Origin of the sequence: Streptomyces sp. OZ13, from assembly GCF_052068155.1 — a bacterium.
Taxonomy (GTDB): domain Bacteria; phylum Actinomycetota; class Actinomycetes; order Streptomycetales; family Streptomycetaceae; genus Streptomyces.
Genome location: NZ_JBQHCZ010000007.1, coordinates 115,550 through 127,779, shown reverse-complemented (window position 1 = coordinate 127,779; position 12,230 = coordinate 115,550). Strand labels below are relative to the sequence as shown.

The window sequence follows — 12,230 nt, the reverse complement described above, 5'->3', positions numbered from 1 at the left end:
TGCCGGGACCAGGAACACGGATCCTCGAGGAGGCACGAGTGCCGCAACTGTGGGCGGGAACGGACGCGGGCAAGAGCGAGCATCACTGCACGGTGATCGACGCCGAAGGCGAGCGAAGGCTGTCACGGCGGGTGGCCAACGATGAGACGACTCTGCTCGAGCTGATCGGCGATGTCCTCGAGTTGAGCGAGGGCGAGCCGGTGACCTGGGCCGTCGATCTGAACGCGGGCGGTGCCGCACTGCTGATCGCGCTGCTGGCCGCCCATGGACAGACAGTCCTCTACATCCCGGGCCGGACCGTCCACCACGCATCCGGCTCCTACCGGGGCGACGGCAAGACGGACGCCAAGGACGCCTACGTCATCGCCGACCAGGCCCGCATGCGCCGCGACCTGCACCCCCTGCGGGAACAGGACGAGATCGCCGTCGACCTGCGGATCCTCACCGCCCGCCGCTATGACCTCACCGCCGACCGCACCCGCGCGATCAACCGGCTGCGCGCCCAACTCCTGGAGTACTTCCCCGCCCTGGAACGCGCCTTCAACTACAGCACCTCCAAGGCCGCGCTCGTCCTGCTGACCGGCTACCAGACGCCGACGGCCCTGCGCCGGATCGGCCAGACCCGCCTGGCCGGCTGGCTGTCGAACCGCAAGGTGCGAAACGCCCAGACGGTGGCGGCCACCGCAGTGGAGGCGGCACAGGCCCAGCACACGGCGATTCCCGGTGAGAGGACCGCGGCGGCCATGGTCCGCACCCTGGCCGCCGCGGTGATGGCCTTGGACGAAGAGATCGCCCGCACCGACGCCTTGATCGAGGCGCGGTTCCGCGAGCACCGGCACGCTGCGGCGATCACCAGCATGCCGGGCATGGGCAGCCTCCTCGGCGCCGAGTTCATCGCCTGCACCGGCGGCGACCTGGACGCCATCGGCAGTTCCCGTCGCTTGGCCGGCATCGCCGGCCTGGCCCCTGTCCCCAAGGACTCCGGACGCATCAGCGGCAACATGCGCCGACCACGCCGCTACCACCGCCGCCTCCTGCGTGTCTTCTACCTGTCCGCCCAGGTCGCCGCCCGGTGCTGTCCGACGTCCAGGACCTTCTACGAGCGCAAGAGGAGCGAGGGCAAGTCGCACAAGCAGGCTGTCCTCGCCCTCGCCCGGCGCCGCCTCGACGTCTTGTGGGCCCTCATACGCGACCAGCGGACCTTCACCGTCGAGCCACCTCAACGTGGCCTCGCAGCGGCATAAAACGGTCACCGCTCGCTACCGCAGCCCTTGACAAACCTGATTGGGAATCACTGACAGAGCTCACCGGCCCGGGCGTCCGCGGCGCCCGGGCCCGGTAAGCGGAGGGGAAGCGGGAGCGAGGCCGGCCACGGCGTGTCAGCCGGGCCAGGTGCCGGTGAGCCGTTTCGTGGCGACCGCACCGCTGCGGTCGACGGCAGCCTTGACGACAGCGAAGATCGCGCCCTGGAGGGTCGCGGCGAGCAGCACCTCCCGCCAGCTGCGGCCCTCGTCGGTCGCGTCCGGCGCGTCCTCGTCGTGGCCCAGCTTCTTCCACACCTGGCCGAACACCGCCCCCGCCACGGCGCCGCTCGTGGCACCGATCGCCAGACCCACGGGCTTGTAGAAGACCTTCGATGCCTTCACCGGTGCCTCCTGTGCTTGACCAGCATCAGGAGGACGACGGCCACGGCGAACCCTGCTCCCGCTCCGGCGAGCAGCTTTGTGTTGCTGCCGTGTTCTGCGTGTGCCGCGTGTGCGGCGTGGTGCTCGTGGCGCGGGTGAGGGGTCTTCTCGCGGATGGTGTCGCCCACCGCGGCCGCGGTGGCTGCCACCTGCTCCTTGGCACGGGTGGCCTTGAGGCCCACCTGGTCCTTCATGCCCGCGGCCGTCTCCTTGGCCCGGCTCTTGACGTCGGCCTTGGCCGCGAGCGCCTCCACCGTCTCGCCGAGTTCGTCGCGGGTGTGCTGGATCTGCGTGCGCAGCTCATCGGCCGAGAGGGCGCTCGGATCCCTGCTGCTGCCTCGCCGGGAAGTGTTCATCGGTGTGCCCTTTCCTTGATCTCACGGACGTCGCGCTGCACGCTGCTGATCGTTTCCTGCGGCTTGGGCGGTCCGGCCCGCCGAATGCTCTTCTTTCCGGCCGCGCCGAGGATCGCGGCGATCACGAACAGCACTCCGGTGACGATCAGTGCCGCCGCCCACCACGGCAGGACCAGTGCGAGTGCGATGATCGCGGTGGCGACCAGCGCCTGCAGGGCAAGGACCGAGACCAGGCCGGCGCCCCCGAACAGCCCGCCGCCCATGCCGAACCGTTTGCCCTTCTCGCTCATCTCGGCCCGGGCCAGCTGCATCTCTTCCCGCACCAGCTGGGAGATCTGCTGCGAGGCACGGCTGACGAGCTCACCGACCGGCTCGTCCGTGGCCGTGCGATGGAAATTGCTCATCGGGTCCACCTCCTGTCGGGTCCACGCGCTCCGGTTACCCGAGAAGGCGCCGAGCACACAACGGCCGGGTCCCGTGGCCGCGCGCAGGCCTTCGCAGCGACGGCTCGGTGGGCTTTGCCGCCTTGGCGGACAGGGGCAGCCGGAAGGGCGGAGCCGTAAACGGCCTCGGGGAACATCGGTACAGCGGTTATCGGTGAGAACAATCTTGGTCAGGGCTTGAGGGCGCTGACCCGGTTCTCGTACTCGCGGCGGGCCTTGCGCTGGGCCGGGACCGCGGGGAGGCCGTGGCCGCCGTCGAGCGGCTGGCAGCGGTCGAGGAGCTGGCGGTGTACGGCGGGGACGGCGCCGACGCGCAGGGTGTAGCCCTGGCCGCGCCGTACGGTCGTCCCCTGGTCGAGCGCGGCCCGCTCGGCGGGCTCCAGCTCCGTGGTGCGGAGGTAGTCGGCGACCTTGCCTGGCATGTCGAGGGTGACTGGCAACTCCGGGGCGGGCGCGTCCTCCTCGGTGGCGGAGTGATCGGGCAGGAGGTCGGCGACGGCGGTACGGATCGCGCCGCGGCTGACGTGATGGTCGCGGGCGAGGGCGGCGATGGAGCGGCCTTCCAGGTACACGGCGCGTACGTCGGCGGTCTGCGCGGCCGCCACGGCGGGGCGGCGTCCGCCCTTGCTGCCCTTGGCCTCGGCGGCGCGCAGTCCGTCGTAGGTCAGCTCGCGCTGGAGTTCGCCGGCGGCGGCGAGGGTCTGCACCATGAACTTCACGGTGGACAGCAGCTCGCCGGTGCGCGGGTGGCGGGCGGTGAGGTCCATCGCGGAGAACGCGCCGTCGTGGATGCGCAGGGCGAGACGGTCACGGTGCAGGATGTCGAGCACGTCGAGGATGTGCTGGTTGCCGCGCACGAGGCGGAACATCTCGGAGATGTGCACGGTGTCGCCTGGCCGCGCGTAGGTGAGCAGCTCGCCGAACTTCGGGCGCTGGAGCGGGTGGAGGCGGCTGGAGGTGCCGGGGTCCTCCTCGAAGACGATCGGGTCCTCGAGCCCGGCCTCGTCCAGGACGAGGTCCTGCCGAGCGGTGGACTGCTGGTCGGTCGAGACCCGTCTGTAGACCAGGTTCGCCACCGGAGGCCCCTTCCTGACGGAGGATCGGACCTTATCTGTCACCAAACCCTGTCAGCATCGCCATCGGATCTGTTTGGATTCGCGCCGTCACGAAGCCCCGGATTGCACGGGTTCATTGGACGCGTCGCCCGCCTGTCGTCAAACGATCGTTTGCCGACAGCGAAGGTCCGCACGGCCGCAGCTCCGCGGGCCCCTCCAGCACCCGGTGCCGGCGTACGAATTCCGGCTTCGGATCAGGCTGGTCGATCGGAGGTGTAGCGGGCGAGCATGGTCTCTACAGCCTGCTCGACGGCGTAGCGGATGTCAGAGGCTGCGGGGTTCCAGTCGGTCAGCAGCATGCGGGGCCACAGGACGTAGTTGGCGATCATCCCGAGGAACTGGTTGGCGGCGCTCTCGGCGTCCGGGACGTCGGCGTTACCGGCCTCGTGCTCCGACTCCAGGTAGTGCTGGACTGAGGTGAAGTAGGGCAGCTTGCCGAGCTGGAACTGCATCCGTCCCAGTTCGGGGAAGCGGGGCAGCTCGGCGATGACGATGCGGAACAGGGCTGTCATGCCGGGCCGGCCGATCAGGTCGGCGTAGCGGTGGCCGAGGGAGGTCAGGCCGGAACGCAGGTCTCCGGCCTGAGGCCGTGCGACAGTGCCTCCGGCGTCACGCTGCCAGGACTCGGTGACGATGGCCTCGAAGAGGGCTGCCTTGGTGGGGAACTGCTTGAACAGGGTGGACTTCGAGACTGCCGCCCCTTCGGCAATGCGGGCGAGGGAAGTGCCGTCGTAACCGCGGTTCAGGAAGAGGTCCGTGGCTGCGGAGATGATCGCCTCACGCTTTTGCTGGGCGAGGCGGCGGTGATGTGTGGAGAGCTCTGCTGCCATGCGTGCAGTATGCCCTAGATCCGAGGCGAGTCACTTGACTCGCCTCCTTTGGCATGCCTACGGTGCGATGGAAAGGCGAGTCAAGCGACTCGCATCTGATTGCGGCGCCCGCCGTCTCTCGGGTGCCGTGCGATGAGGGAGCAGCTGATGACAGTCGAAAGGATCGCTTTGGTGACCGGTGCGAACCGTGGCCTGGGTCGGAGTACGGCTCTTGCCCTGGCGGCGCGCGGGGTGCGGGTCGTGGTCACCCATCGCGGTGATGCGGCCGGGGCCGAGGAGACGGCGCAGCAAGTGCACGCTGCGGGCGGGACTGCCGCTGTCGTGGGTCTCGATATCAGCGACGTCTCCTCTTTCGGAGCCTTCACTTCCGAGCTGAGCGGACTGCTTGAGCGCTGGGGGGCTTCGCGGCTCGATATCGTGGTCAACAACGCGGGGGTGGGTGTCTTCGGCCCGCTGGAAGCTGTCACGGCCGACGACTTCGACACGGTGTTCGGCACGAACGTGCGGGGCACGTTCTTCCTCATCCAGTCGCTTGTGCCGCTGCTGGCGCAGGGCGCCCGCGTCATCAACGTCTCGTCGTCGTTGACTCGCCACACCAGTCCCGCGACCTCGGTCTACTCCGCCTCGAAGGCCGCCGTCGAGGCCCTGAGCCGCACTCTGGCCGCAGAACTCGGCCCCCGCGGCATCCGGGTCAACTCCATTGCCCCGGGGCCGACCGCCACCGACTTCAACGGCGGTGCCATGCGGGATGACGCCGAGATGCGCCAGGGTCTCGCCGGGCAGACCGCGCTCGGCCGCGTCGGCGAACCCGAGGAGATCGGCGACGCCATCGCCACGCTGGCGTCCGAGGGCCTGCGCTGGATGACCGCCCAGCGCATCGAGGTCTCCGGCGGCGCCCTCCTCTGACCAACCGGGCGAGCCTGTGCCGGGCCGCAGGCAACGGCGGGCCGGATTCATTCCGCGCCGGTCTCGTCTTCGTCCAGTTCCGACGCGTCCGGGTCGCGCAGCGGGCGCAGGGCGCCGGCGGATGGGACGCTCGGGGTGAAGCTGTAGCGGCCGAGCAGGTTCAGGTTGCGGTGCTTGAGCGGGGAGAGCCTGGCGACGTCCTCCTCCCGGAGCTCGTGGCCCTCGGCCTGGAGCTGGACGACGGCGGCCTCGATGTAGCGGGTGGTCCAGAGCACGATGGCGTTGAGGACCAGGCCGAGCGCGCCGAGCTGGTCCTCCATGCCGTCGCGGTACGCCTGGTGGATGGTGCCGCGCTTGCCGTGGCACACGTCCCGGGCCAGTTTGTGGCGGGACTCCTGCACGGTGAGCTGGCGGTTCATCTGACGGCGGTAGGTGTCGTCGACCGGGTCGACCACCCGCAGCAGGTGCTCGGTCTTGGCGATCCGCCCGTACTCGGCGAACGCCGCACCCAGCGGGGTCGGGCGCCCCTCGCGTCCGAACATGCGCAGCAGGTCGTAGGCGCCCTTCGACTCGCCCAGCAGCGACAGGAACGGCCGCACCGTGGCGTACCGGGTCGCGAGCGCGGCCCGCATCGCGACCTCCGCCGAGCCCTCGTCCTCGGGCACCAGCGCCACCACCGTGGCCGCCGCCGTCAGCACCGCGGCGCGCGGCGCGACCTCCTCCACCGCCGCCCACAGCGCGGCCACATCCACATCCGCGCCGTGCTCCTCGACCAGCTCCAGCTCCTCCAACAGCACCTTCGCTGCCCGCGCGAGCGTGCGCGACGCCTTCTCCAGCTGCGGCAGCGTGGACAGCCGCTCCTTCTCCGTCTTCCGCTTCGCCGTGCTCAGCAGCCGGGTGGCCATGAGGACCTGGAACAGGTCCAGGGCCTCGTCGATCGCCTTCGCCTCCAGGTGACGCATCACCGCGGTGAGCATCGCCGTGCGCTTGGGCTCCGACGCCCGTTCCAGCAACGCCGCCTTCGACCCCAGCGCGTACCGGGCCAGCGACGCCATCCGGTTCGGCGGGATCTGCGACAGCTTCAGCCGCCCGAGCTGGAAGGCGCCGATCTCGTCCACCCGCTCCAGCGCGCGGGCGAACGCCGTCCCCGTCGTCCGCGTCGGCGGCCGGCGCAGCCGCTCCAGCTCCGAGAACCGGGAGCCCTCCGGAGTCTTCAGCGTCGCCACCAGATCGCCGGGCAGCGCAGGGTCCGCGCGGCGGGCGGCGCCCGCGACGGTGGCGTGCAGCCGCTTCTCCGCGACCTTCCGCACCTCCGAAACCTGCCGGGCCAGCACCGACACCCCGGGCAGCAGAACCCGGTGACGGCGCAGCCAGCCCACCGCGTGGTCGAACAGCGACTTCGGGCCCTCGGCGTGCGTCCACGCCCGCCCGTGCAGGAACGTACGGAACCGCCGGCCCCACTCGGCGTCCTCGTAGGGGGGTAGCCGTAGGAGTCCCGGATCTCCCACGCGTGGTCATACAGCGTCTGGCGCCGCTCCGTGTACCGCTTGACCACCGACGGGTCCTCGATGCCGAGCTGCACGGCCAGATGCTCGACCACTGGCCACGGCACCGCGAGCGGGTCCTCCAGGAACAGACCGACGTACCGCACCGTGCACATCTGGAGCGCGAAGCCGAGCCGGTGATGCTCTGTCCGCCGCAGGGCGATCAGGTCCCGGTCCACGTCGTCCAGGAAGAAGAACCGCTCCAGCTCGGGCCTCGGCGAACGTCCCGTACGCCTCGGCCTGCTCATCGCTCAGAAATTCCACCGGCACGAGCCGGACCGTAGCCAGCCTCGGACCGGGCCCGGAGGCGTTTCACAGAACCCCAGCGGCGAATCGGATCACTGTGCTAGACGGCCATGATCGTTCTCACCGATAACCGCTGTACCGATGTTCCCCGAGGCCGGTAAATGCGTCAGGCCGTCGCGCCGCAGCGGGGCGTCACCGACCGCGACGGTCCGGCACGGCCCGTTCCGGACGGCGGGTCAGCGAACGGCCACCAGCCGCCCGAAGGTGCTCACGTTCTCCTGGTGGCCCCGCCCGGAAGTTCCGCGGATCTCGGGACACGCACCTCGACGGGAACGACGCCAGGAGCGGCCCTGTGGCCTGCCGCTTCAAGGGGGGCCGATGGGCCGGGCCGCGGTCCGGCCCGCCGAACGAGCGCCGAGCAGGGCGCCGGAGTCGGCGACGGGGGCGCCGCGCCGGCTACTCGCTGTCGGCCGGCTCCGGCACGTCGCGGGTGCCCAGCCGAAGGTGCTCGATGTGGTAGACGGCCTCGTCGAGCAGTTGGGCGACGTGGTTGTCGTAGAGGCTGTACTCGATGCGCCGGCCCTGACGGGTGCCGGAGACGAGGCTGAGCGCCCGCAGCAGTCGCAGTTGGTGGGAGACGGCGGACTGCTCCATCTCGACCGCCTCCGCGAGCTCGGTCACTCCGCACGGGCCTTGGCGCAGCCGCGTGAGGATCATGAGGCGGGAGGGCGTCGCGAGCGCCTGCAGGGTGGCGGCGATGGTCGCCGCGGAGTCCGCGTCCAGATGCGCGGCCGGGGTGGTCCCGCCGCTGACTCCGTGTCCCATGGGGCACATCGTAGCCGCGCGACAGAAGTAACGAATGAAGACCTCTTCATGTATTCCGCTATGGTGGTCGGGTTCCGCCCACACCCCGTGCCCCGGAACCCGAAGAAGAGGTGTGCTCCCGATGGTTCCTCCGACGCCGCCGACGTCCCCGACCGCCACGCCGGTGCGCGACGCCACCACCGCGCGGCCCGCAGCAACACCTCGGGCGGCACCGGGCAGGCGGCGCACCCGGCTGTTCGCGCTGCCCGAGGTCCGCTGGGCGGCACTGTCCGCCGTCGCGTTCCTGTGCGCCCTGCCGCTCGACCTCGGCGGCGCCCCGGCCTGGACGTGGGGTCCGCTCTACGCCCTCTGCTACGCGGCCGGCGGCTGGGAGCCCGGCCTGGAAGGGTTGCGGGCCCTGCGCGAGAAGACCCTCGACGTGGACCTGCTCATGGTGGTGGCGGCCGTCGGGGCCGCGGCCATCGGGCAGTTCCTCGACGGCGGGCTGCTGATCGTCATCTTCGCCGTGTCGGGCGCGCTGGAGGCTCTCGCGACCCGCCGCACCGCCGACTCGGTCAGCGGCCTGCTCGACCTCGCACCGGCGCAGGCCCTGCGCCTGACGGACGGCACGGAGGAGACCGTCCCCGTGTCCGACCTGCGGGTGGGGGACACCGTTCTGGTGCGGCCCGGAGAGCGCCTGCCCGCCGACGGGACCGTGCTCGAGGGCGCCAGTGAGGTCGACCAGGCGACCATCACCGGCGAGCCGCTCCCCGTCGACCGCTTCGCCGGCCACACCGTCTTCGCCGGCACCCTCAACGGAACCGGCTCGCTCCGCGTCCGCGTCGACGCGGACGCCGCCGGGTCCGTGATCGCTCGGATCGTCGCGATGGTCGAGGAGGCCAGTGCCACCAAGGCACCCACCCAACTGTTCATCGAGAAGATCGAACAGCGGTATTCCACAGGGGTCGTGGTCGCCACCCTCGCGCTGCTGGCCGTGCCGCTCGCCTTCGGCGCCGACTTCACCAGCACCCTGCTGCGGGCCATGACGTTCATGATCGTCGCTTCGCCGTGCGCCGTCGTGCTGGCGACCATGCCGCCGCTGCTGTCCGCGATCGCGAACGCCGGACGTCACGGAGTCCTCGTCAAATCCGCTGTGGCCATGGAGTCGTTGGCGTCCGTCACACGCGTCGCGCTCGACAAGACCGGCACACTCACCGAAGGGGCGCCGCGCGTCGCGGAGGTACGTCTGCTGCCCGCCGGCGGCCTCGACGAGGACACGGCGCTGACGCTCGCCGCGGCGGCCGAACACCACAGCGAGCACCCGCTGGGCCGTGCCGTGGTCACGGCGGCACGCGAACGCGGCCTGCGGCTGCCGGAGGCGCGGCAGTTCGAGTCGGCTCCCGGGCGAGGCGTCTCCGCGCAGGTCTCCGGACGCACGGTACGCGTCGGCAGCCCCGCCGCTCTGCTCACTGGTGAGAGCGCCGAGGCGACGGCGATGGAGGCCGACGGCCGGACGGCCGTCGTGGTGGAGGTGGACGGCGAACCCGTCGCCGTGCTGGCCGTCGAGGACCGGCTCAGGCACGGTGCCCCGGAGGCCGTCGCGGCCCTCGCCCGTCTCACCGGCGCGGGGCCGACACTGCTCACGGGCGACAACCCGCGTGCGGCGGCCCGGGTGGCGGACGAGGTCGGCATCACCGACGTACGGGCCGCGCTGCTGCCGCAGGACAAGGTCGCGGCGGTGCAGGAGTGGGAACGGGCGGGCGACAGGGTGCTCGTCGTGGGCGACGGCGTCAACGACGCGCCCGCGCTGGCCGCCGCGACCGCAGGCGTGGCCATGGGCCGTGCGGGCTCCGACCTGGCGCTGGAGAGCGCGGACGCCGTGGTGGTGCGCGACGAGGCGGCCGCGGTCCCCGCCGTCGTGGCGCTGTCGAGGCGTGCCCGCCGGCTGGTCGTGCAGAACCTGGTGATCGCGTCCGTGTGCATCGGCGTGCTGGTGGTCTGGGACCTGGTCTGGCACCTGCCGTTGCCGCTCGGAGTCGCGGGCCACGAGGGCTCCACGGTGCTGGTGGGCCTCAACGGCCTGCGGCTCCTGCGCGAGTCGGCGTGGCGGCGGGCCGCGCAGGCCTGACCGCGGCGGGTGGGCAGGTCTGCTGAGCGCTCTCCCACCCGCCGTGCCCGCCCGCCCCGGCCCGCGGCTGACTCCGGCGCCTCGCCCGGACCGGAGGCGTTCCTCCGGTCCGGCTGCCTCACAGGTGGTCGCGGGGCAGTGTCTCGTTCCACGTACGGGAGAAGACCCGGCGGTCGTTCTCGAAGCCGTCCAAAGTCGCGTCGACGAAGAACTCGGTCTCGCTCGACGTCAGCGCCGTCCGGGTCTCCACCCGTACGTCCCAGTCGTCCCGGCGGAAGCGCATGGTCCAGGCGCTCTCCCCGCTGACCGACGTGAAGTCGTCGGCGACCGCGCTGTACTTCTCGTACGCCCGCAGGCCCACGTCGAGGCCGATGTCGTCGTAGCGCACCATGCCGCGGTCCTTGACGATCTCGAGCGCGGACCGGTAGCCGACCAGGTCCCGGGTGACCTCCCAGCGTTGCTCAGGGGGTGTCAGCCGGGTGGTGGTGAGGGGGGCTGTGCCCTCGGGCTCGCCGAAGGGGCTCTGGGGAAGGCCGTCGGGCGCGTCCGCCGGTCGCAGGGGCAGGGTCAGGCTGCTGGTGCCCTCGTAGACGCTGAGCAGCACCGGTCGGGGCGGTGCCCAGGCGAGCGGCCAGTAGGAGGTGGACAACGACAGCCGGATGCGGTGACCGGGCGGGAAGGCCTGCGCCACGCCGTTGAGCCGGACGGTGGCCCGGTACCGGGCACCCGGTTCCAGCGGCTCCGGCACGCCCGTCCCCTCGCGATGGGTGAGATTGAGCAGGCCGTAGGTGACGCGGGTGGCGCTGCCGTCAGGGGCCACGTCCGACAGCCGCGCGGCGACCATGGCGACCGGTTCGCTGACCGACAGGTCCAGTTCGACGCTGGGGGAGCCCAGGATCTCGACCCGCTCGGTGAGCGCGTCGGTCTCGAAGACCAGTGAGCCGCCGTCCTCCTCGCGCTGGTCGTAGGGCAGGTCGGGCGGGGCGTTGTACGAGGCCCACTTGCCGGCGAACTGCCCTACGGACAGCGGCGACTGCACGGTCAGGGCTTCCTTGCCCGACGTCGCCTCACCGGGGGCGCCGATGCGGTGCCTGCTGAGGGGATGGGCGGTCGGCCGGACATGTGGTGACGGCCAGGCAGGTTCGCCCACCCAGCGGCCGGGCCGGGATTCGTAGGACGTGGAGGGCGGCACGCTGTCCTGCATCCAGGTCCGGAGCATCGGCCCGTCCATGACCCCGTTGTCGACGCCCTTGAGCCAGTGGTCCCACCAGGCGACGACCTCTTGCAGGTAGCCGATGGCCGGGCCCGGCTCGCCGAGGTGGGGATACTTGTGCGACCACGGGCCGATCAGACCCTTGCGGGGCACGTCCAGGTTCCCCAGCAGACGCGTCACCGCGTTGGAATAGCCGTCCGCCCAGCCGCTGGAGGCCAGGACGGGGCAGCGTACGGCCTGGTAGTCCTCGCAGATCGAGGCGTGCCGCCAGTACGCGTCGCGGCGCTGGTGTCGCAGCCATTCCAGCGCCCACGGACGGGTGTTCTCCAGGCGTTCCTGCCACATCTCGCGCCAGCGCTCGCCGACGACGGCCGGGTCCGGCGGGCAGGTGGCGTAGGCGAACATGGTGCCCGCTTCGGCCAGGTTGTCCGACAGCAGCGCACCGCCCATGTAGTGCATGTCGTCGGCGTACCGGTCGTCGGTGAAGGACGCGATGACGATGGCCCGCAGGCTCGGCGGCCGGCGGGCGGCGACCTGGAGGGCGGCGAACGCGCCCCAGGAGATGCCCATCATGCCGGTGTTCCCGTCGCACCAGGGCTGCTCCGACAGCCACGCGAGGATCTCCTCGGCGTCGCTCTGCTCCCGTTCCAGGTACTCGTCCGCCAGAATCCCTTCCGACTCCCCGGTGCCCCGCAGGTCTACACGGACGCAGGCGTAGCCGTGACCGGCGATGTAGGGGTGATGGACGGAGTCGCGTACCGAGGACAGGTCGCGTTTGCGGTACGGGATGTACTCCAGCACGGCCGGCACCGGTTCCGCGTCGGAGGAGACGGGACGCCAGATCCGGGCCGACAGACGGACGCCGTCGGACATGGGGACGGCGACGTGCTCCTCTTCCGTTGTCGCGTGGGGCAGGTTGCTCACATAACGCATACGGCCGGCCCTCTCCCTCCTTTTCGG

At 71.2% G+C, this 12,230-nt stretch carries 10 protein-coding genes and 1 pseudogene; 3 read left to right on the top strand and 8 right to left on the bottom strand.

Translation table 11 applies throughout. From position 1 onward, the window contains the following. The first annotated feature begins 38 nt into the window (after positions 1-38). Entirely contained in the window at positions 39-1,244 is a 1,206-nt protein-coding gene (locus ACTMTU_RS18535; RefSeq protein ID WP_441264582.1) for an IS110 family transposase, read from the top strand. Positions 1,245-1,379: 135 nt separating this feature from the next. Here the strand turns inward: ACTMTU_RS18535 and ACTMTU_RS18530 are convergent, their stop codons facing one another. The 5 genes from ACTMTU_RS18530 to ACTMTU_RS18510 form a co-directional block, all read right to left on the bottom strand. After that, complete coding sequence (locus ACTMTU_RS18530; protein WP_441264581.1) at positions 1,380-1,646, bottom strand: DUF4235 domain-containing protein; 267 nt, start codon at positions 1,644-1,646, stop codon at positions 1,380-1,382. Continuing rightward, on the bottom strand, positions 1,643-2,041 hold the full coding sequence (locus tag ACTMTU_RS18525; RefSeq protein WP_441264580.1) for a DUF3618 domain-containing protein: 399 nt from the start codon (positions 2,039-2,041) through the stop codon (positions 1,643-1,645). Before ACTMTU_RS18525 ends, ACTMTU_RS18530 begins: the two co-directional genes overlap by 4 nt. Beyond that, entirely contained in the window at positions 2,038-2,445 is a 408-nt protein-coding gene (locus tag ACTMTU_RS18520) for a phage holin family protein (protein WP_441264579.1), read from the bottom strand. Before ACTMTU_RS18520 ends, ACTMTU_RS18525 begins: the two co-directional genes overlap by 4 nt. Before the next feature lie 209 nt (positions 2,446-2,654). Continuing rightward, positions 2,655-3,560, bottom strand: a complete 906-nt coding sequence (locus tag ACTMTU_RS18515) for a recombinase family protein (RefSeq protein WP_441264578.1) — start codon at positions 3,558-3,560, stop codon at positions 2,655-2,657. Positions 3,561-3,793: 233 nt separating this feature from the next. Then, on the bottom strand, positions 3,794-4,429 hold the full coding sequence (locus ACTMTU_RS18510) for a TetR/AcrR family transcriptional regulator (protein WP_441264577.1): 636 nt from the start codon (positions 4,427-4,429) through the stop codon (positions 3,794-3,796). Positions 4,430-4,576: 147 nt separating this feature from the next. Between ACTMTU_RS18510 and ACTMTU_RS18505 the strand changes: the two genes are divergently transcribed. Next, positions 4,577-5,335 carry an SDR family NAD(P)-dependent oxidoreductase gene (locus ACTMTU_RS18505; protein ID WP_441264576.1) on the top strand — a complete coding sequence of 253 codons (759 nt, stop codon included), beginning with the start codon at positions 4,577-4,579 and terminating at the stop codon, positions 5,333-5,335. Between the two features lie 47 nt (positions 5,336-5,382). Here the strand turns inward: ACTMTU_RS18505 and ACTMTU_RS18500 are convergent. Then, positions 5,383-7,127: pseudogene (locus tag ACTMTU_RS18500) on the bottom strand (DUF4158 domain-containing protein). A 454-nt stretch (positions 7,128-7,581) separates the two neighbouring features. Further along, entirely contained in the window at positions 7,582-7,950 is a 369-nt protein-coding gene (locus tag ACTMTU_RS18495) for an ArsR/SmtB family transcription factor (RefSeq protein WP_159694553.1), read from the bottom strand. A gap of 121 nt (positions 7,951-8,071) precedes the next feature. On the opposite strand from ACTMTU_RS18495, the gene ACTMTU_RS18490 reads away from it, so the two are divergent. Continuing rightward, a complete protein-coding gene (locus ACTMTU_RS18490) occupies positions 8,072-10,057 on the top strand; it encodes a heavy metal translocating P-type ATPase (RefSeq protein WP_441264575.1) in 1,986 nt (661 codons plus the stop codon). Between the two features lie 118 nt (positions 10,058-10,175). On the opposite strand, the gene ACTMTU_RS18485 is transcribed toward ACTMTU_RS18490, so the two are convergent. Further along, positions 10,176-12,203, bottom strand: a complete 2,028-nt coding sequence (locus ACTMTU_RS18485; protein ID WP_441264574.1) for a CocE/NonD family hydrolase — start codon at positions 12,201-12,203, stop codon at positions 10,176-10,178. Positions 12,204-12,230 lie beyond the last annotated feature (27 nt).